Here is a 19,806-nt window from a genome sequence, read left to right on the forward strand (position 1 = left end):
TTCCGGCCTTTCTTCGGCACTTCGGCGCCCCGGGAGCCGGCGGTACGCGCACCCCGATTTCATCCTCTTCGGGAGGGTGAGCGCCCGGCTGCGCCGCAGTCCGGGCCCGGTGCAGCCGCCGGCCCGTGACGGCCGAATGGCGATCGTGTGACAGCAGGGGCCATGGACATGACGTGGGGGGTCAGGCGTGAATACGGTCGGACGACAAGGCCTTGATCGGAACTGACTCCCTACCCATTGGAGCTCTTCGTGCACCGCAAAGTCATCGCCCCGAGCGTGCTCGCCGCTTCCCTCCTGCTGGTGATCCCGGCGTCGGCGGCGAGTTCGGTCCAAGGGGCCCCGGGTATCGGTGATCCCTACTACCCGGCCAGCGGCAACAGCGGATACGACGTGTCCCACTACGACCTGCGCCTGCAGTACCAGCCGAAGACGGACCTGCTGGAGGGCACCGCCACCCTGCTGGCCACCGCCAAGCAGGACCTCTCCCGCTTCAACCTGGACTTCGGCCTGAAGGTCAGCGAGATCCGGGTCAACGGCGCCAAGGCGAAGTTCGCCACGTCCGGGGACCACGAGCTGGAGGTGACCCCCGCCCAGCCGCTGCAGAAGGACAAGCCGGCGAGCGTCGTCGTCAAGTACGCAGGAAAGCCCTCGGAGTTCAAGATCGACGGCTGGTCGGCCTGGCAGCGCACCCCGGACGGCGGTATCGCGGCGCAGGAGCCCGACTCGGCCGTCTGGTGGTTCCCGAGCAACGACCACCCGCTCGACAAGGCCACCTTCGACATCTCGGTCAACGTCCCCGACGGTACGCAGGCCATCAGCAACGGTGTGCTCCAGTCGCAGAGCTCCCGGCTCGGCTGGACCCGGTACAACTGGCGCTCGAACAAGCCGCAGGCCACCTACCTCGCCACCCTCGCCATCGGCAAGTTCGACGTCACGACCGACAAGACGGCGAGCGGGCTGCCCATCCTCAACGCGTACAGCAAGGACCTCGGCGACAACGCGGGCGCGGCGCGCGCGAGCGTGGAGCGGACCGGCGAGGTCGCCGAGTGGCTGGAGGGGGTCTTCGGGCCGTACCCCTTCAACGCCCTGGGCGGCTACGTGCCGAACGTGCCCTCCAGCTTCGCGCTGGAGACGCAGACCCGGCCGTTCTACAGCCCGAAGCAGTTCTCGAACGGCGCCAACGTCTCGGTGGTCGTGCACGAGCTGGCCCACCAGTGGTACGGGGACAGCGTCTCCGTCGACGGCTGGAAGGACATCTGGATCAACGAGGGCTTCGCCCGCTACAGCCAGTGGCTCTGGTCGGAGAAGGAGGGCGAAGGCACTGCGCAGGAGCTCGCCGACTGGGCGTACGGGCTGCGCGCGGCGGACGACCCGTTCTGGCAGGTCAAGCCGGGCGACCCGGGCCCGGACAACCAGTTCCACGGGGCCGTCTACGACCGCGGCGCGATCGCCTTGCAGGCTCTGCGCAACGAGATCGGCGACGAGAAGTTCTTCCAGATCCTCAAGGGCTGGCCGACCGAGCGGGCCTACGGCAACGCCAAGGTCGGGGACTTCGTCCGGTACGCGGAGAAGGTGTCGAACAAGCCGCTGGCCCAGCTGTTCGAGACCTGGCTGTACACCCCGGGCAAGCCGGCGTTCGCCCCGCCGGCCGCCGCGGCCCCGACCGCCCGGTCCTTCAAGGCCCCCGCCGCGAAGCCGGTGGAGCCGAAGTCCTGGAAGAAGATCGCCGAGACGAACACGATCCACGAGCACTGATTCCCGGTCGCATTCCCGGTCGCATCCCGCTCGTACGGGTACCCCGCGCCGGCGCCCCTCAGGGGGCGCCGGCGCGCCACCGCTCCCGCGCCGCCCGCGCGATCGGCAGGTACCGCAGCCGTTCCGGGAGCAGCGGTACGAGGAGCCGTACGGCCGTGCTGAACCGCCGGAGCCTGCGCTCCTGGGCCGGGCTCCACTCCAGCCCGATGGCGGCGCGCGCGTCGGGCGGCATGTACCCGACGGTGACGAAGGCCCGGAAGTGCAGGAACGCCGCCCGGAGCACCGGCCACGTGAGCCGCAGCAGCAGCCGCACCGGCAGCGAGCCGCCCTCGGGCCGGGGCAGCGGCACGTCCGTGGCGACCAGCTCGCGGGCGACCTTGGTGGGCTCGATCTCCTCGGCCAGCATCCGGCGGTAGTAGACCCAGTACTCCTCGATGCTCTGCGGCATGTCCCGGTCACGGACACCGAGGATCCGGCCCACCTGGAGCCACTCCCGGTACAGCTGCCGCTCCTGGGCGGGGGTGAAGCGGCGCAGCAGGTAGCGCCCGGCGTACAGGTAGATCGGGAACCCGGTGGCGTGCACCCAGGAGTAGCAGGCGGGGTCGAGGGAGTGGTAGCGCCGGCCCCGGGTGTCGATGCCCTGGATCTCCTTGTGCAGGCGGCGCACCCGGCGGCCCTCCTCGGCGGCCTCCTCCCCGCCGTACACCCACAGCTGGACGGAGCGCAGCGAGCGCTCGCCGCGCCCCCAGGGGTCGGTGCGGAAGACCGAGTGCTCGTCGACGCCGGCCCCGATCGCGGGGTGGGCGACCTGCATGGTGAAGGCGGCGGGCAGCATCAGCAGGGCCCGGATGTCGCCGGAGATGGTCCAGAGCACCCCGCCGGGCGCCGGCGGCTCGGGATCGGGGCGGCGCGCGGCCGTCGGTCCGGGTGCGGGAAGCCCTGTTTCTCTCATGGTTCCAGTATGCGAGGGCCAGTCGTCCGCTCCCGGACAGAAAGTCTTGTCACGGGTGTTACCCAGAGGTAACCGCGGCTGCTTGGATGACGGAGTCGATCTCCCCCCTGCAGGAACGATGGAGACCTCATGCTGCACACCAAGCTCCGCCCGGGCCGTGCCGCCGCCACGGCCGTTGCGGCGATCGCCGTCGGCGCGCTGGCCGCCACCAGCGCACCGGCCGCCTCGGCCGCGGAGAGCGCCGCGGCCCCGCGGCTCAGCGTCCTGACGTACAACGTGTTCCTGATGAGCAAGAACCTCTACCCCAACTGGGGCCAGGACCACCGCGCTTCGGAGATCCCCAAGGCGTCCTTCTTCCAGGGCCACGACGTGGTCGTGCTCCAGGAGGCCTTCGACAACGGCGCCTCGGACGCCCTGAAGTCCAACGCCTCGGCGCAGTACCCGTACCAGACCCCGGTCGTCGGCCGCAGCAAGAGCGGCTGGGACGCGACAGGCGGCGCGTACTCCTCCACCACGCCCGAGGACGGCGGCGTCACCGTCCTGAGCAAGTGGCCCATCATCCGCAAGGAGCAGGTCGTCTACAAGGACGCCTGCGGCGCCGACTGGTGGTCCAACAAGGGCTTCGCCTACGTGGTGCTGAACGTCAACGGCACCAACGTCCACGTGGTCGGCACCCACGCGCAGTCCACCGACCCGGGCTGCGGCGCGGGCGAGGCGGCGGAGATGCGCGCCCGCCAGTTCAAGGCAATAGACGCCTTCCTGGACGGCAAGAACATCCCGGCGAACGAGCAGGTCATCGTCGCGGGCGACATGAACGTCGACTCCCGCACCCCTGAGCTCGCGTCGATGCTCGCCAATGCCGACCTGGCGAACTCCGACACGCGCACGGGTCACCCGTACTCCTTCGACACCGCGCTGAACTCCATCGCGAACTACCGCTACCCGACCGACCCGCGCGAGGACCTGGACTACGTCCTGTACCGCAAGGGCAACGCCCGTCCGGCGGGCTGGGAGAACAACGTGGTCAAGGAGCAGTCGGCGCCCTGGACCGTCTCCAGCTGGGGCACCTCGTACACGTACACCAACCTCTCCGACCACTACCCGCTGATCGGCCGCTAGTCCGCGCTCCCGCGGGTGCCGCCGCGCGACGGGCACCCGCGGGACCGCCCCGGCACGCAGCTCAGCCGTCGGCCTCCGCCTGCGCGCGCTGCCATTCCGCCGCGTACTCCTGGAAGATCGCCCGCAGATGGTGGCCGACCTTGAGGTAGTCCAGGTCGTCGAGGTTGGCCAGGGAGACGCGGACCGACCACTGCGGTCCGTCGAAGCCGCCGCCGTTCAGGAGGACCACCGAGGTCTGTTCCGCGAGGCGGAACAGGGGGTCGACCGGCTCGTAGTTCTTCTCCAGGAAGTCCGCGAAGTCCTTGCCGTGGACGCGTTCCGCCTCGGCCAGCAGGTCGAGTTCCACGTAGTACCCGGCCCGCCTGTCGTCGTCGGAGATCTTCATCTGCGCGCCCTCCAGCAGGAGGCCGAGGCGCCGGTGGACGATCCCGCGGATGCGCTCCTTGTACTCCTGGCCCTCGTCCAGCAGGTCGAACAGCGAGAAGAGCACCATCAGCGCCTGCTGCGGCGGGGAGAGTCCCGCCGTGTGGTTGAGGGCCACCGAGCGGGAGTCCGCGACCATCCGGTCGATGAAGCGGATCCGCTCCGGCTCCAGGCTGAGCGAGCCGTACCGGCGGGCGAGCCGGTCCCTCTGCTCCTGCGGGAGCTCCGCGATCATCTCGTCGATGACGTTGTCGTCGTGCAGGCCGATGACGCCGAGGCGCCAGCCGGTCGCCCCGTAGTGCTTGGAGTACGAGTACACCAGCAGCGTGTTGCGCGGGAGTTCGGCGGCGAGCGAGCGGAACCCGGGTACGAAGGTGCCGTAGACGTCGTCGGTGACGATCAGCAGCCGCGGGTTGGCGGTGGCCACGATCTCCTTGATCTGCTGCGCCACCCGGTCGCTCAGCGCCAGGGACGGCGGGTTGCTCGGGTTGACCAGGCAGACGAGCTTGACCTCCGGGTCGGCGAGCTTGGCGATCTCCTCCGGCGGATAGCGCCACTGGCGCACGCCCGTCTCGGCGAACAGGTTCGCGCTGACGTCGACCACCTCGAACTCGAAGGTGTCGAGCCCGGGGATCTCGATGTACGGGGTGAACACCGGGGTCATCAGGGCGATCTTGTCGCCCTTGCGCAGGATCCCGTTCTGTACGAGCGAGTCGAAGATGTAGCACACGGCGGCCGTGCCGCCCTCGGTCGCGAACAGCGACAGCCGGTCCACGGCCGGCCGGTCGCCGAAGATCTCGAAGTCGAGGTAGCCGCGGACGACCTGCTCGGCGTGGACCAGCATCCGGTCCGGCACCGGGTAGTTGTCGCCGGTGACGGCATCGGTCAGCTCGTGCACGAAGGCGTCCTGGTCGAACCCCCACCGCGAGAGGGCGTACGCGACGCACGCGGCCAGCAGCTCGGTGCCGGGCAGGTCCGGGTGGCGCCGGATCCACGCGTCGAAGCGCTTTCCGATCGCCTGCCGCTCGGGCATCCCGCCGAGGTTGTCTGCGGTCCACACGCGACGGGACTCGTCCAGGGCGAAGTGGCCGAGGGCGTGGAAGGCCTCGCGGGGGCCGGTGGCGATCCAGTTGGGGTTGCCGCGGCCCGCGTTGAGCATGGCGCGGGCGGCGGTGCCCTTCTGGCCCGGCTCGCCGGCCTGGGCCGCCTGCGCGAGCTGGATGAACCTGTCCTTCAGCTCGAACGGGCTGAGCTGCGCGAGGGCCTGGATCTCCTCGCGGCTGAAACGGGGCTCCGGCATCCTCCCACCCTCGTCCGGTGGGCGGCGCTGCGCCCACCGGACAGGGCCATCCGGGCTACACGGCCCCGGGCGGGCCCTCGTGCGCGCCCTCGTAGGGGCCCTCGTGCCCGTCGTCGTACGGCTCCTCGTACAGCCCGTCGATCAGGGCTCCGTACTTCTCCCGGACCACCCGGCGGCGCAGCTTCAGCGACGGGGTGAGCTCCCCGGTCTCCGGGCCCCACTCCTGCGTCAGCAGCCGGTACCGCTTGATCTGCTCGGTCCGGTTGAGCCGGGCATTGGCCGCCTCGACCGCGCGGGCGACCTCCTCCCGGACGGCCGGGTGCGCCGCGAGCCCGGCGAGCGAGCCGGCCTCGATGCCGCGGGCCGCCGCCCACGCCGGGGCCAGCTCCCCGTCCAGCACGAGCAGGGCGACGAGGTAGGAGCGGCCGTCGCCGTGCACCAGGGCCTGGCCGATCAGCGGATGCTCCTTGACGGTGTTCTCCACCAGGGCCGGCGAGACGTTCTTGCCGTTCGAGGTGATGATGAGTTCCTTCTTGCGGTCGGTCAGCCAGAGGAACCCGTCCTCGTCGAGGCGGCCGATGTCCCCGGTCGGGAACCAGCCCCCGCTGTCGTGCGCGCTCTCCAGCGAGCCGTCGGGCCGCAGGTAGCCGCCGAAGACGGTCCCGCCCCGCGTGAGGATCTCCCCGTCCTCGGCGAGCCGCAGCTCCAGCCCCTCGATCGCTTGCCCCACCGAGCCCAGCCGGAAGCCGTCCGGGCTGTTGACCGTGCACACGCCCGAGGTCTCGGTGAGCCCCCAGGCGTCCATGATGGTGATCCCCCAGCCCGCCCAGAACCGCACGACGTCGATCGGCATCGGCGCGGTGGCGCTGGCCGTCCACCGGAGCCGGTCCAGCCCGGCCAGGCCCAGCAGCGGGTCCAGCACCTGCTCCTTGGCCCGGGCGTACGAGGCTTCGAGCGCGGCCGGGATCTGCTCGCCGCGCTCCCGGTGGCCCGCCCGGGCGCGGGCGAGGTCGTTCGCGGCCTCGATGGCGTCCCGCTGCGCGGCCGGAAGCTGCGCGAGCACGGCCCGTACGGACGCGGCGAGCTTCTCCCACACCCGGGGCACGCCGAAGAACTGCACCGGGTGCAGCTCGCGGACGGCACTCCCCACGGCGGCCGGGTCGGCGACGAGCCGGACGTGGGCGGCCCGCAGCAGCGGCAGGTACATGCCGAGGATCCGCTCGGCGATGTGCGCGAACGGCAGGTAGCAGATGTGCTCGGCGTGCTCGGGCAGGTCCACGCGCCGGTCGAGGCGGATGGACTGGAGCATGATGTTGCGGTGGGTCAGCCGGACGCCCTTGGGGTCGCCGGTGGTGCCGGAGGTGTAGACGACGGTCAGCGGGTCCTCGGGGCGGGTCTCCTGCCACGCCTTCTCGAAGGCGTCGGGGCGGTGCGTACGGGCGCCGCTCGCGTGCAGGGAGCCGTACGTACGGTGCGTACCCGCATCGGCGGCCTCCGCCACGACCAGCCGCTCCAGGGGCACCTGCCCGTCGGCGAGCAGCGGTTCCCACCGGGCCAGCTCGCGGGCGCCCTCGAGGAGGGCGACCCGGGCCCGGCTGTGACGGGCGATGTGGGCGATCTGCTCGGGCGCGGAGGTCCCGTACACGGTGACGGGGACGGCTCCGAGGTGGACGAGGGCCAGGTCGCTGAGCCAGTGCTCGGGGCGGTTGCCCATCATGATCAGGACGTGTTCGCCGCGTTCGATGCCGAGGGCGGCGTATCCGGAGGCGAGGACGGCGACCTTGCGGCGGACCTCGGTCCAGCTGAGGGTCGTCCAGCCGTCGCCCTCGCGCCACGAGAGGGCGGGGAGATCCCCGTACTCGGCGGCGTTGCGCGCCAGCAGCGCGGGGAGGGTGAGCTCTTCGGGTCGTCCGGGCAGTCGCAGTTTCGTGGTCATGGGCAGCTCCTGGCCGTTTCACATCGTTGGTGCGACAGCAATACTGTTGAACCCAAGCTGTGGAGCAGAGAGCGAGGCACGGACGATGACCGACCAGGCACCGGAGCCGACGCTCACCGTCGACGAGCTGGCGGCCAGGGCGGGCGTCACCGTGCGCACCGTACGGTTCTACAGCACCCGCGGGCTTTTGCCCCCTCCCGTGATCGGTCCTCGCCGGGTGGGCCACTACGGGCCGGAGCACCTGTCCCGGCTGGCCCTGATCGAGGAACTGCAGCACCAGGGCATGACCTTGTCCGCCATCGAGCGCTATCTGGACGCACTGCCCGACGACCTGAGCGCGCACGACCTGGCGATCCACCGCGCGATGGTGGCCAGTTGGGCCCCGGACGCGGCCCAGGAGGTCTCGCGCGAGGAGCTGGAGAGGCGGGCCGGGCGCACCCTGTCGGACAACGACGTGCGGCGGCTGACCGCGATGAACGTGCTCGCCGCCTCGGGCGACGGCTTCCGGGTGGACGTGGGGCTGCTGCGGCTGGGGGTCGCGCTGCTCGACGTGCCGATCGCGCACGAGACGATCCTGGTGGCGCGCAAGGTGCTGCTGGAGCACGCACGGACGGCGGCGCACCAGCTGACGGCGCTGTTCCGGGACGAGGTGTGGGGCCCGTTCACGGAGGGCGAGAGCGATCCGGAGCGGGTGGAGTCGATGAAGGCGCTGTCGGCGCACATGCAGCCGATGGTGGTCCAGGCCCTGGTGACCGCGTTCCAGCGGTCACTGAAGGAAGAACTGCGGGCGGCGTTCGTCTCGGAGCCCACCGGCTCGGAGTGAACGCCCGGGTCCGAGTGAACGCCGCCCGCAGCGGGATCAGTCGGTGTACGTCTCGCCGCGTTCGGCCTTCTCCACCAGGGAGGTCGGCGGGGTGAAGCGCTCGCCGTACTGGTCGGCCAGCTCGCGGGAGCGGGCTACGAAGCCCGCCAGGCCGCCCTCGTAGCCGTTGATGTACTGGATCACGCCGCCGGTCCAGGCCGGGAAGCCGATGCCCATGATGGAACCGATGTTGGCGTCGGCGATCGAGGTGAGCACGCCCTCGTCGAGGCAGCGGACGGTGTCCAGGGCCTCGGAGAAGAGCATCCGCTCCTTCATGTCTTCGAAGGGGATCTCCGCGTCCGGCTTCGCGAAGTGCTCGCGCAGGCCCGGCCAGATACCGGCCCGCTTGCCGCTCTCGTCGTAGTCGTAGAAGCCGGCCCCGCCGCTGCGGCCGGGGCGGCCGAACTCGTCGACCATCCGGTCGATGACCGTGTCCGCGGGGTGCGAGGTCCAGGTCCGGCCCTCGGCCTCGAAGGCCTTGCGGGACTCGTTGCGGATCTTGCGGGGCAGGGTCAGGGTCAGCTCGTCCATCAGGGAGAGCACCTTGGCCGGGTAGCCGGCCTGGGCCGCGGCCTGCTCGATGGAGGCGGGCTCGACACCCTCGCCGACCATCGCCACGCCCTCGTTGATGAACTGGCCGATGACGCGCGAGGTGAAGAAGCCGCGCGAGTCGTTGACCACGATCGGGGTCTTGTTGATCTGCCGTACGAGGTCGAAGGCGCGGGCGATGGCCTCGTCGCCGGTGCGCTCGCCCTTGATGATCTCCACGAGCGGCATCTTGTCGACGGGCGAGAAGAAGTGCAGTCCGATGAAGTCCTCGGGCCGCGAAACCCCTTCCGCGAGGCCCGTGATGGGCAGCGTGGAGGTGTTGGAGCAGAGCAGCGCGTCGGGGGCGATGACGTCCTGGATCTCCTGGAACACCTTGTGCTTGAGGGAGGTGTCCTCGAAGACGGCCTCGATGACGGCGTCGCAGCCGGCCAGGTCGGCGGCCTCGGCGGTCGGGGTGATCCGGGCGAGCAGCTCGGCGCGCTGGGCCTCGGTCGTACGGCCGCGGGAGAGCGCCTTGTCGAGCAGCTTCTCGGAGTACGCCTTGCCCTTCGCGGCGGCCTCGGGGGTGACGTCCTTCAGCAGCACCTCGATTCCCGCGCGGGCGCAGGAGTACGCGATGCCCGCGCCCATCATGCCGGCGCCGAGGACGGCGACCTTGGTGACCTTGCGGGGCGCGATGCCCTGCGGGCGGCTGCGGCCGGCGTTGACGGCCTGGAGGTCGAAGAAGAACGCCTGGATCATGTTCTTGGCGGTCTGTCCGGTGACCAGCTCGGTGAAGTAGCGGGCCTCGATGGTCAGCGCGGTCTCGAAGTCCACCTGCGCGCCCTCGACGGCGCAGGCCAGGATGTTGCGCGGGGCCGGGTACGGGGCCCCGTTCAGCTGCTTCTTGAGGCTCGCGGGGAACGCGGGGAGGTTGGCGGCGAAGCGCGGGTTGGACGGCGTACCGCCCGGGATCTTGTAGCCGGGCACGTCCCACGGCTGCTTCGACTCGGGGTTGGCGTCGATGAAGGCGCGGGCCTTGGCCAGCATCTCCTCGGGGGTGGCGGCCAGTTCGTGCACGAGGCCGTTGTCCAGAGCGCGCTGGGGGTTGTACTGGGTCCCCTGGAGCAGGACCTTGAGCAGCGCGTCCGCGATGCCCATCAGGCGCACGGTGCGGGTGACGCCGCCGCCGGCCGGGAGCAGGCCGAGGGTGACCTCGGGCAGGCCGATCTTGGAGCCGGGCGCGTCGAGGGCGATGCGGTGGTGGGAGGCCAGGCAGATCTCGTAACCACCGCCGAGGGCCGCTCCGTTGATGGCGGCGACGACGGGCTTGCCGAGGGTCTCGATGCGGCGCAGCGAGCTCTTGATCGCGGTGCCGGTGTCGAAGGCGAGCTGCGCGTGCTCGGGGCGCAGCCCGATCATGTCCTTGAGGTCGCCGCCCGCGAAGAAGGTCTTCTTCGCGGAGGTGTAGATGATGCCGCGGATGGAGTCCTTCTCGGCCTCGGCGCGGTCGGCGATCGCCGCGATGGAGTCCTTGAAGGCCTGGTTCATCGTGTTGGCGGACTGGCCCGGGTCGTCGAGGATCAGGGTGACGACGCCGGTCTCGTCCTGTTCCCAGCGGATCGTGGTGGACTCGCTCATGTTCTCGCTACTTCCGTGTCTGAGAGGAGGTCTGGGGGATACAGGACGCGGTTCAGAGGCGCTCGACGATGGTGGCGACGCCCATGCCGCCGCCGACGCAGAGGGTGACGAGCCCGTAGCGCTTGTCCTGGCGCTCCAGTTCGTCGATGACGGTGCCGAGCAGCATGGCGCCGGTGGCGCCGAGCGGGTGGCCGAGCGCGATGGCGCCGCCGTTGACGTTGACCTTGTCGAGGGAGACGCCCATGTCCTTGACGAAGCGGAGCACGACGCCGGCGAAGGCCTCGTTCATCTCGATCAGGTCGATGTCGTCGATGGTCAGGCCGGCCTTGGCGAGGGCCTTGCGGGTGGCCGGGGCGGGGCCGGTGAGCATGATGGTGGGCTCGGAGCCGGAGACTGCGGCCGAGACGATCCGGGCGCGGGGCGCCAGGCCGTTCCGCTCGCCCGCCTCGCGGGTGCCGATGGCGACGAGCGAGGCGCCGTCGACGATGCCGGAGGAGTTGCCCGCGTGGTGGACGTGGTCGATCTTCTCGACCCAGTGGTACTTCTGCAGGGCGACGGCGTCGAAGCCGCCGAGGTCGCCGATGTCCGCGAAGGACGGCTTGAGCTTGGCGAGGGTGTCGGCCGTGGTGCCCGGGCGGACGAACTCCTCGTGGTCCAGGACGACCAGGCCGTTGCGGTCGGTCACCGGGACGACGGACTTCGCGAACCGGCCCTCCTTGATCGCGGTGGCCGCGCGCTCCTGGGAGAGCGCGGCGTACTCGTCCACGTCGCGCCGGGAGAACCCCTCGATGGTGGCGATCAGGTCGGCGCCGATGCCCTGCGGGACGAAGCCGGTGTCCCAGTTGGTCATCGGGTCGTTGAACCAGGCGCCGCCGTCGGAGGCCATCGGCACGCGGGACATGGACTCCACGCCGCCGGCGAGGACCAGGTCCTCCCAGCCGGAGCGGACCTTGGCGGCGGCCATGTTGACGGCCTCGAGGCCGGAGGCGCAGAAGCGGTTCTCCTGTACGCCGGCCACCGTGTCCGGGAGTCCCGCGGCGATGGCCGCGATCCGGGCGATGTCGGATCCCTGGTCGCCGACCGGGCCGACGACGCCGAGGACGATGTCGTCGATGGTGGCCGGGTCCAGGCCGGGGTTGCGCTCGCGCAGGGCGTGGATGAGGCCGACGACCAGGTCGATCGGCTTGGTGCCGTGCAGGGCGCCGTTGGCCTTGCCGCGGCCGCGCGGGGTGCGGATCGCGTCGTATACGTAAGCTTCGGTGCTCACTGGTCAAGCCTTTCGGAGGTTTCCAAGGGGGAGGTCATCGATGGGGGAGGTCGTCGATGGGGGCGGTCAGCCGAGCAGCGAACGGCCGATGATCTCTTTCATGATCTCGGTCGTGCCGCCGTAGATGGTCTGGATGCGGCCGTCGATGAAGGCCCGTGCGACCCGGTATTCGCTCATGTAGCCGTACCCGCCGTGCAGTTGCAGGCAGCGGTCGGCGACCCGCTTCTGGAGCTCGGTCGCCCACCACTTGGCCATCGAGGCGTGGACGTGGTCCAGCTCGCCGTTGGAGTGGTCGACGATGCAGCGGTCCAGGAAGGTGCGGGTGACGGCGCACTCGGTGGCCATCTCCGCTATCTCGAAGCGGATGTGCTGGAGCTTGGAGAGCGGCCGCCCGAAGGCCTCGCGCTCCTTCACGTACGCGGTGGTGATCTCCAGCAGGTACTCGGCGGCGGCGATGCCGGCCATCGCGATGCCCATCCGCTCCTGCGCGAGGTTGGTCATCAGGTGGACGAACGCGCCGTTCAGCTCGCCGAGCAGGTTCTCCTTGGGGACGCGTACGTCGTGGAAGAACAGCTCGGCGGTGTCCTGCGCCTTCTGGCCGATCTTGTCGAGGTTGCGGCCGCGCTCGAAGCCCTCCGTGCCCCGCTCGACCACCAGCAGCGACAGTCCGTGCGCCCCGCCCTCCGGGGTGGTCTTGGCGACCACGACCACCAGGTCGGCCAGGATGCCGTTGGAGATGAAGGTCTTGGAGCCGTTGAGCACCCAGTGGTCGCCCCGGTCCTCGGCGCTGGTCCGGATCCCCTGGAGGTCGGAGCCCGCGCCCGGCTCGGTCATCGCGATCGCCGTGATCGTCTCGCCCGAGCAGAAGCCGGGCAGCCAGCGCCGCTTCTGCTCCTCCGTGGCGAGCGAGGTCAGGTACGGGCCGATGATGTCGTTGTGCAGGCCGATCGCGAGCCCGGCCGCCCCGGCCCGGGTGAACTCCTCGGCGATCACGGCCGCGTAGCGGAAGTCGGTGTTCCCGCCGCCCCCGTACTCCTCCGGGACGGCCAGGCCCAGCAGGCCCTGCCGGCCGGCGGCCCGCCAGGCCTCACGGCTGACGATGCCGTCCTTCTCCCACTGCTCGTAGTGCGGCAGCACCTCCTTGGTGAGGAAGGTGCGGACCGTTTCGCGGAACGCCTCGTGGTCGGCGTCGAAGATGCGGCGTTGCATCGGGGCCCCCTAGAGCCAGCTCTTGACGGTTTCGATCAGCCGGGCCGGCTCGGCACCGACGGGTGTGACGTTGAGCATGGTGACGCCCGCCTCCCGGAAGGCCTCGACCCGCTCGCGTACGTAACTCTGCGGCCCGCACAACGTCATGAGCTCGCAGAACTCGTCCGGGACGGCGGCCGCCGCATCGCGCTTGCGGCCGGAGAGGTAGAGCTCCTGGATCTTGCGGGCCTCCTCCTCGTAGCCGTAGGCGACGGCGAGGTCGTTGTAGAAGTTCTTGCCGACCGCGCCCATCCCGCCGACGTACAGCGCGATCTGCGGGCGCGCCAGGTCCCGTACGGCGGCCGCGTCCTCGCCGATCGCGAGCAGCCCGCCCGCCACGGTCTGCAGCGGGCCGAGCTCCGGGGCGCGCAGGGCCGCGCCCTCGGCGAGGGCGCTCCCCCACACCGTGTGCGCCTTCTCCGGGATGAACAGGGTGGGCAGCCATCCGTCGGCGATCTCTGCGGTCATCCGTACGTTCGCGGGACCGAGCGAGGCGATGTACACGGGGATCGCGTCGCGGACCGGCCGGGTGAGGATCTTCAGCGGCTTGCCGTGCCGGCCGCCCTTCTCGGGCGGCAGCGGCATGTCGGTGATGCCGTGGTGGTCGATCGTCTCGCGGCGCCAGATCCGGCGGCACAGCTCGACGGTCTCGCGGGTCCGGCCGAGCGGCTTGTCGTACGGCTTCCCGTGCCAGCCCTCGACGACCTGTGGGCCGGAGGCGCCGAGGCCCAGCAGCGCCCGGCCGCCCGACATGGCGTCGAGCCCGGCCGCCGTCTGGGCGACGAGGGCGGGGGTGCGGGAGTAGACGTTGAGGATGGCCGAGCCGATCTTCATCCGCTCGGTGCGTGCTGCCAGATAACCCATGATCGTCGGGGAGTCGAAGCCCCAGGCCTCGGCGACCCACACGGCGTCGAGCCCGGCCGCCTCCAGCGCCGCCGCCTCGTCGGCGGCCCGGCGCGGGTCCCCGGAGTAGTCGAGCATCATGGAGAGTTCCATCAGGCGCCCTCGCCCTTCGCGGTCAGGCCCGGCACTTCCCAGTCGCGGGCCACGGATTCGGTGTCGGCCCCCGGCTGCGCCGGGCCTGAGGCCACCGCGACCGGCGTGGCCGAGAACCGGGGCGCGGGGGCGGGCTGCACGATCCCGCCGAAGTCGGTGAAGGTGGCGCGGGCGGCGAGGTGCGGGTGCTGCGGCGCCTCGCGCAGGGACAGTACGGGTGCCACGCAGGCGTCGGAGCCCTCGAAGACCGCCGTCCACTCCTCCCGCGTACGGGACTTGAAGCGGGCGGCGACGGTCTCGCGGAGCTCGCCCCAACGGGCCATGTCCTTGCGGGCCGGGGCCCCGTCCTCGATGCCGAGCAGTTCCACAAAGGTGTCGTAGAACTGCTGCTCCAGCGCGCCGACCGCCATGTACCGGCCGTCGGAGGTCTCGTACGTGCCGTAGAAGGGGCAGCCGCCGTCGAGGAGATTGGCCCCGCGCCGGTCCTGCCAGCCGCCGGCCGCCATCATCCCGTGGATCATGGCGGTGAGGTGGGCGGTGCCGTCGACGATGGCCGCGTCCACGACCTGGCCGGTGCCGCCCGGGGTGCGGGCGTGCTGCAGGGCCGCGAGGACCCCGATGACCAGGTAGAGCGAGCCGCCCGCGTAGTCCCCGACGAGGTTGGCGGGGACGGCCGGGGGCTCGCCCGGATTCCCGATCATGCCGAGGGCGCCGGTGACGGCGATGTACGCGATGTCGTGCCCGGCGGTGTGCGCGAGCGGGCCGTCCTGGCCCCAGCCGGTCATCCGGCCGTAGACGAGCCCCGGATTGCGGGCGTGGCAGTCGGCGGGGCCGACGCCGAGCCGCTCGGCGACTCCGGGGCGGAAGCCCTCGATGAGCACGTCGGCCCGCTCGACCAGGTCCAGCACGCGGGCGGGGCCCTCGGCTGACTTCAGGTCGACCAGGACGGACCGCTTGCCGCGGTTGGTGACGTCGTACGCGGGATCGACCGCGAGCCCGCCGCCGCCGGGACGGTCCACCCGTACGACGTCCGCACCGAGATCGGCGAGGAGCATGGCGGCGAACGGGCCCGGGCCGATGCCCGCCAGTTCGACGACGCGCACGCCCGCGAGCGGGCCGTTGCCGGGCACGTTCCCTGTCACTGCCATCGAGCCCCCAGCATCCCTGGCACCACTACCGCCACTGTGTGACACAACTGATGTAACACCAGCGATGCTAGGAACGTGTTCCACTCAGCACAAGAGCAAGCGCTTAGCCGGTTGACTCGTTTCGCGCCCCGGGGCGCCCTACGAGCCGCGCGTCGAGCTCCTTCAGGTGCCGCTTGAGGGCGACCGTCCGGTAGCTCTCCTCCACCCATTCGCACAGCACCTCGAGGGACGGCGCCCCCTTCTCCCCCAGCGGCAGGGAGACCCAGCCGGCCTTCCCCAGCCCGTACCCGGTCGGCTCCGCCCCGGGCGCGGTCATGGCGTGGCCGTGCAGCGCCTCGTCCTTGAGCTTCACGGAGAGCCCGGGCGGCTGCGGGCCGTCGGCGTTGCCCAGGAAGACGAAGATCTTCTTGTTGACCTTCACGACGCAGTCCTCCGGACCCCACGGAAACTCCTCGACGGCCTCCGGCAGCCCGCGGGCGAACTCCCGCACCGCCTCCCACTTGCGCACCGCAGCCTTCCTGGACGCCTCCACTCAGCACAGGTCACACCTGCTCGCACGGACAGTCGCTCCTCACGCTAGCGCCGGCCCCCGACACCGTCCGGGCAACCGGACCGTCACGGCCTTTCGCACCGGCTCCATCGACTACCGGAATCAGATCGATGGCGACATCGACCTCGCCTTCGATCTTTTCGGGGCCTACCCGGACAACTGATACGAGAAGTCAAAACCGCTGATCACAGCAGACCGAAGGTGATTTCCAGGCCGCCTTCGGGGCGCTCCCGGCAGGCGGGCGAAGTTAAGGCGGGGGGCCTTAACCGGAAGCTCAGGAGCTATGTAATCTGAGCGAGCTTTCAGCCCTGGCCAAGGGCTCACGGAAACATAGGGGGCTCGGTGTCCTACCGCCGACTCGCAGCATCTGCGGCCGTCTTCGCGGCCGGCATTTCTCTCATACCGGGCATGGCCCACGCGGCCGACCCGGCCGCCGGCGGTGCCCGTGGCGTCACCACGCCCGACCTGACCCAGGCCGGCGTGAAGGACGGCCCCACGTTCCACAGCCCGGCCGACCACTCGACCCGGCAGACCGCGGCGACCGCACCGGCCGCCAAGAGCAGGCTCGCGGCCGCCCCCATGGCGGAAGCCGCCGACGCCGCCAACCCGACCCTCGCGGTCGGCCTGGACGCGTTCGCCGTCAGCGCGCACGCGATCGCGCTGGACAGCTCCGTCACCAGCTCGGCCACCCCGCTCGACATCAGCATCGCCTGGGGCGACGGGGCCACGACCGCCGCCTCGGCCTCCGGCACCCAGATCGTGTCCTCCGAGCACACCTACGCGGAGCTCGGCACCTACACCGTCAAGGTCACCGTGACGGACACGGCGGCCAACACCACGGTCACCAACGAGGTGGCGTTCACGACCGCGGGTTCGGACTACACCCCGTACGGCCCGACCCGTCTGCTGGACACCCGCAACGGCACCGGCGCCCCGAAGAGCAAGGTCGCCGCGTACACCTCCGCGCACCTGAAGGTCGGCGGGAACGGCTCCATCCCCGCCGGCGTGACCGCGGTGGTTCTCAACGTCACCGTCACCGGCACCACCAGCGGCGGCCACGTCACCGCCTTCGCCGACGGCGACGACCGTCCGAGCACGTCGAACGTCAACTTCGTCCCCGGCCAGACGGTCCCGAACCTGGTCATCGTGCCGGTCGGCCCGAACGGCTACGTCAACCTGTACAACGGCGGCTGGGAGTCGGTCGACCTCATCGCCGACGTCACCGGCTACTTCACGCAGACCGCCTCCAGCGGCTACACCCCGCTGACGCCGCAGCGGTTCGTCGACACCCGCAGCGGCACGGGCACCGCCAAGGGCCAGCTCGCCGGGTACGGGTCCTTCAGCACCCAGATCACCGGCCTGGGCAAGGTGCCGGCCTCCGGCGTCACCGCCGTGGCGCTCAACGTGACCGTCACCAACCCGCGCAGCGACGGCCACCTGACCGTCTACCCGAGCGGCCAGCAGGCTCCGACCGCGTCCAACGTGAACTTCACCACGGGCCAGACCGTCGCCAACTCGGTGATCGTCCCGGTCGGCCCCGACGGGAAGATCAGCGTCCGCAACGGCGGCTGGAACCCGGCCGACGTCATCGTCGACGTCGTCGGCTACTACAGCCCGCAGAGCAAGGGCTCCTACCTGCCGTTCACCCCGGAGCGGATGATCGACACCCGCGACCCCAAGGACCCGGTCTACGGCCCCCTGGCCGGTCGCGACTACATCTACACGGCGATGGCCGAGCCCGGTTCCGGCGTCACGGGCTTCGTCCTGAACGCCACGGTGACCAACACCAAGGACAGCGGCTTCCTCGCGGTCGCCCCGGACCCCAACACGCTGGACGAGTACGACAACGACGCGGCGGGCCCGCCCGCGCCGCCCACCTCCTCCACCCTGAACTGGACGACCGGCAAGACCGTCCCGAACCTGGTCCAGGCGAGCACCGGCGGCACCGGCGTCATCGACTTCTGGAACCAGAGCGACGGCAACATCGACCTCGTCGTCGACGTCTTCGGCATGTACCAGGACAACTGACCCATCCTTCCTGCGCCGGATGCAGCGCCCCGGGAACGGCCGTCCAGGCCGCCCCCGGGGCGCTGTTCTTCGTACCGTGGCCGCGCGCTAGCCTCAGCCACCGACAGGAGCCGGGAGCAGGGAGGAGCCGTGATGAACGAAGAGGTTCGCCGGAGCGACGAGGCCGTGGGGCGTGAGCGCCATCGTGACCGGGCCTATGACGTGGTGCTCTTCGGCGCGACCGGGTTCGTCGGGGCCCTGACCGCCGAGTACCTCGCCGCGCACGCCCCCGCCGGCTGCCGGTGGGCCCTCGCCGGCCGCGACCTCGGCAAACTGGAGCGGCTGCGCGAGCGGCTGACCGCGCTCGACCCCGGGTGCGCGTCGCTGCCGCTGCTCCGCGCGGACGCCGCAGACGCACAGGCCGTACGGGAACTGGCCGCCTCCACGCGGGTCCTGGCCACGACCGTCGGACCGTACGTCCTGTACGGCGCGGAGCTGGTGGCCGCCTGCGCCGCGGCCGGCACGGACTACGTGGACCTCACGGGCGAGCCGGAGTTCGTGGACCGGACGTACGTCGAGCACGACGCCCGGGCCCGGGAGACCGGCGCGCGGCTGGTCCACGCCTGCGGCTTCGACTCGATCCCGGCCGACCTCGGCGCCTACTTCACCGTGGGACGACTACCGGAGGGCGTGCCGCTGCGGGTGGACGGGTTCATGCGGTCCAACGCGGTCTTCTCCGGCGGGACCCTGGCCTCCGTCCTCACCGTCATGGGCCGCGGGCCGCAGACCCTGGCCGCGGCGCACGAGCGCCGGCTGCACGAGCCCCGGCTGCTGGAACGACGCGTACGGGGACCCCTGGGCGCCCCGCGGTTCAGCCGGGAGACCGGGGCCTGGGCGCTGCCGCTGCCGACCCTGGACCCCCGGATCGTGACCCGCTCGGCGGCCGCGCTGGAGCGGTACGGGCCGGACTTCCGCTACCGGCAGTACGCCTCGGTGAAGCACCTCCCGGTCGCCGTCGGCGGTACGGCGGCGGTCGGCGCGACGGCGGCCCTGGCACAGCTCCCGGCGGCCCGGCGGTGGCTGATGAGCCGCTGGGAGCCGGGCCGCGGCCCGGACGCGGAGCGCCGGGCGCGCAGCTGGTTCACGGTCCGCTTCGTGGGCGAGGGCGGCGGCCGACGCGTGTTCACCGAGGTCTCGGGCGGCGACCCGGGCTACGGGGAGACCGCCAAGATGCTGGCGGAGTCGGCGCTGTGCCTCGCGTACGACGCCCTGCCGGAGCGAGCCGGCCAGCTCACCACGGCGGTGGCGATGGGCGACGCCCTGCTGGACCGGCTCCAGAAGGCCGGCATCCGCTTCCGGGTGGCCGCGCAGAAGTAGCAGAAGTAGCAGGCGGTGGTCAGGAGGCTTCGCGCAGGGCCCGTCGGCAGAGGGAGTCGGCGTGCCGGGTGGACTCGGGGATCCGGAAGCGGGGACTCAGCGCGAGGGCGTGGGCGCAGGCGTTGTCGAGCGAGACCCGGTGGCCGACGGAGACGTACACCGGCTTGATCCGGTCCTGCGTACGCAGCGCCCGCCCGACGACGGCGCCGTCGGCCGCGAGCAGCGGCGCGGCGTCGCCGCGCAGGGCGCCGGGCTCCTCGTAGGTGAACGTGAACGGGTTCTTCGCGACGCCGATGCTCGGCAGGCCCGTGACCACCCCGAGGTGACAGGCGAGGCCGAAGCCGCGGGGGTGGGCGAGCCCGTAGCCGTCGCAGACGACGAGGTCGGGGGCCGCGGTGAGGGCGTCCAGCGCGGCCAGCACGGTGGGCAGCTCCCGGAAGGCGAGGAGCCCGGGCACGTACGGGAAGCTGACGTGCCCGACGGCGGTCGCCTCCTCGACGACCTCGAGGGTGGCGGCGTCGAGGACGACGGCCGCGGCGGCGACCAGGTCGCGCTCGTCGTCGTAGGCGACGTCCACGCCCGCGACCAGCCCGCGTCCGGGCGGCGGGCCGGTCTCGTCGAGCACGACGTGATGGCGGAGTTCGTCTTGTATCGCCCGGGCCTCGGCCTCGTCGGCGGGGGTCTTTACGCTCGTCAT

At 71.3% G+C, this 19,806-nt stretch carries 15 protein-coding genes; 5 read left to right on the top strand and 10 right to left on the bottom strand.

Features of this window, described 5'->3' with window-relative positions:
• The first annotated feature begins 249 nt into the window (after positions 1–249).
• Positions 250–1,755: a M1 family metallopeptidase gene (locus OHT74_RS07735; RefSeq protein WP_266661916.1), complete on the top strand. Its 1,506-nt coding sequence runs from the start codon at positions 250–252 to the stop codon at positions 1,753–1,755.
• Between the two features lie 58 nt (positions 1,756–1,813).
• Here OHT74_RS07735 and OHT74_RS07740 read toward each other — a convergent pair whose 3' ends face one another.
• Complete coding sequence (locus OHT74_RS07740) at positions 1,814–2,707, bottom strand: oxygenase MpaB family protein (protein WP_328619811.1); 894 nt, start codon at positions 2,705–2,707, stop codon at positions 1,814–1,816.
• A gap of 129 nt (positions 2,708–2,836) precedes the next feature.
• Between OHT74_RS07740 and sph the strand changes: the two genes are divergently transcribed.
• Positions 2,837–3,826, top strand: coding sequence for a sphingomyelin phosphodiesterase (gene sph, locus OHT74_RS07745; RefSeq protein WP_328619812.1), 990 nt, complete (start codon positions 2,837–2,839; stop codon positions 3,824–3,826).
• Between the two features lie 61 nt (positions 3,827–3,887).
• Here the strand turns inward: sph and OHT74_RS07750 are convergent, their stop codons facing one another.
• Both OHT74_RS07750 and OHT74_RS07755 read right to left on the bottom strand, forming a co-directional pair.
• Positions 3,888–5,549, bottom strand: a complete 1,662-nt coding sequence (locus OHT74_RS07750; RefSeq protein WP_266661922.1) for a bifunctional aspartate transaminase/aspartate 4-decarboxylase — start codon at positions 5,547–5,549, stop codon at positions 3,888–3,890.
• Between the two features lie 55 nt (positions 5,550–5,604).
• Complete coding sequence (locus tag OHT74_RS07755) at positions 5,605–7,485, bottom strand: AMP-dependent synthetase/ligase (RefSeq protein ID WP_328619813.1); 1,881 nt, start codon at positions 7,483–7,485, stop codon at positions 5,605–5,607.
• An 85-nt stretch (positions 7,486–7,570) separates the two neighbouring features.
• Here OHT74_RS07755 and OHT74_RS07760 point away from each other — a divergent pair, with 85 nt between their 5' ends.
• On the top strand, positions 7,571–8,308 hold the full coding sequence (locus OHT74_RS07760) for a MerR family transcriptional regulator (protein WP_328619814.1): 738 nt from the start codon (positions 7,571–7,573) through the stop codon (positions 8,306–8,308).
• A 36-nt stretch (positions 8,309–8,344) separates the two neighbouring features.
• Here OHT74_RS07760 and OHT74_RS07765 read toward each other — a convergent pair whose 3' ends face one another.
• The 6 genes from OHT74_RS07765 to OHT74_RS07790 all read right to left on the bottom strand — a co-directional run bounded on the left by OHT74_RS07765 (position 8,345) and on the right by OHT74_RS07790 (position 15,707).
• On the bottom strand, positions 8,345–10,516 hold the full coding sequence (locus tag OHT74_RS07765) for a 3-hydroxyacyl-CoA dehydrogenase NAD-binding domain-containing protein (protein WP_328619815.1): 2,172 nt from the start codon (positions 10,514–10,516) through the stop codon (positions 8,345–8,347).
• A 52-nt stretch (positions 10,517–10,568) separates the two neighbouring features.
• Positions 10,569–11,783 (bottom strand): acetyl-CoA C-acetyltransferase, encoded by a 1,215-nt coding sequence (locus OHT74_RS07770; RefSeq protein ID WP_266661930.1) that lies wholly within the window; start codon positions 11,781–11,783, stop codon positions 10,569–10,571.
• Positions 11,784–11,849: 66 nt separating this feature from the next.
• Positions 11,850–12,992 carry an acyl-CoA dehydrogenase family protein gene (locus tag OHT74_RS07775; RefSeq protein WP_328619816.1) on the bottom strand — a complete coding sequence of 381 codons (1,143 nt, stop codon included), beginning with the start codon at positions 12,990–12,992 and terminating at the stop codon, positions 11,850–11,852.
• Positions 12,993–13,001: 9 nt separating this feature from the next.
• Positions 13,002–14,027, bottom strand: a complete 1,026-nt coding sequence (locus OHT74_RS07780) for an LLM class F420-dependent oxidoreductase (protein WP_266661934.1) — start codon at positions 14,025–14,027, stop codon at positions 13,002–13,004.
• Positions 14,027–15,175, bottom strand: a complete 1,149-nt coding sequence (locus tag OHT74_RS07785) for a CaiB/BaiF CoA transferase family protein (RefSeq protein WP_328619817.1) — start codon at positions 15,173–15,175, stop codon at positions 14,027–14,029. Before OHT74_RS07785 ends, OHT74_RS07780 begins: the two co-directional genes overlap by 1 nt.
• Before the next feature lie 103 nt (positions 15,176–15,278).
• Positions 15,279–15,707, bottom strand: a complete 429-nt coding sequence (locus OHT74_RS07790) for an MmcQ/YjbR family DNA-binding protein (protein ID WP_328619818.1) — start codon at positions 15,705–15,707, stop codon at positions 15,279–15,281.
• A 426-nt stretch (positions 15,708–16,133) separates the two neighbouring features.
• Between OHT74_RS07790 and OHT74_RS07795 the strand changes: the two genes are divergently transcribed.
• On the top strand, positions 16,134–17,753 hold the full coding sequence (locus OHT74_RS07795; protein ID WP_328619819.1) for a PKD domain-containing protein: 1,620 nt from the start codon (positions 16,134–16,136) through the stop codon (positions 17,751–17,753).
• A 132-nt stretch (positions 17,754–17,885) separates the two neighbouring features.
• On the top strand, positions 17,886–19,109 hold the full coding sequence (locus tag OHT74_RS07800; protein ID WP_266661940.1) for a saccharopine dehydrogenase family protein: 1,224 nt from the start codon (positions 17,886–17,888) through the stop codon (positions 19,107–19,109).
• A 19-nt stretch (positions 19,110–19,128) separates the two neighbouring features.
• Here the strand turns inward: OHT74_RS07800 and OHT74_RS07805 are convergent, their stop codons facing one another.
• A complete protein-coding gene (locus OHT74_RS07805) occupies positions 19,129–19,806 on the bottom strand; it encodes an endonuclease V (protein ID WP_328619820.1) in 678 nt (225 codons plus the stop codon).

This window comes from Streptomyces sp. NBC_00354, from assembly GCF_036106915.1.
GTDB lineage: Bacteria > Actinomycetota > Actinomycetes > Streptomycetales > Streptomycetaceae > Streptomyces.

Coding starts and splice junctions, on each gene's coding strand:
- OHT74_RS07740 (WP_328619811.1), bottom strand. CDS start 2,707: ATGAGAGAAACAGGGCTTCCCGCACCCGGACCGACGGCCGCGCGCCGC.
- sph (WP_328619812.1), top strand. CDS start 2,837: ATGCTGCACACCAAGCTCCGCCCGGGCCGTGCCGCCGCCACGGCCGTT.
- OHT74_RS07750 (WP_266661922.1), bottom strand. CDS start 5,549: ATGCCGGAGCCCCGTTTCAGCCGCGAGGAGATCCAGGCCCTCGCGCAG.
- OHT74_RS07755 (WP_328619813.1), bottom strand. CDS start 7,485: ATGACCACGAAACTGCGACTGCCCGGACGACCCGAAGAGCTCACCCTC.
- OHT74_RS07760 (WP_328619814.1), top strand. CDS start 7,571: ATGACCGACCAGGCACCGGAGCCGACGCTCACCGTCGACGAGCTGGCG.
- OHT74_RS07765 (WP_328619815.1), bottom strand. CDS start 10,516: ATGAGCGAGTCCACCACGATCCGCTGGGAACAGGACGAGACCGGCGTC.
- OHT74_RS07775 (WP_328619816.1), bottom strand. CDS start 12,992: ATGCAACGCCGCATCTTCGACGCCGACCACGAGGCGTTCCGCGAAACG.
- OHT74_RS07780 (WP_266661934.1), bottom strand. CDS start 14,027: ATGGAACTCTCCATGATGCTCGACTACTCCGGGGACCCGCGCCGGGCC.
- OHT74_RS07785 (WP_328619817.1), bottom strand. CDS start 15,175: ATGGCAGTGACAGGGAACGTGCCCGGCAACGGCCCGCTCGCGGGCGTG.
- OHT74_RS07795 (WP_328619819.1), top strand. CDS start 16,134: ATGGCCCACGCGGCCGACCCGGCCGCCGGCGGTGCCCGTGGCGTCACC.
- OHT74_RS07800 (WP_266661940.1), top strand. CDS start 17,886: ATGAACGAAGAGGTTCGCCGGAGCGACGAGGCCGTGGGGCGTGAGCGC.
- OHT74_RS07805 (WP_328619820.1), bottom strand. CDS start 19,806: ATGACGAGCGTAAAGACCCCCGCCGACGAGGCCGAGGCCCGGGCGATA.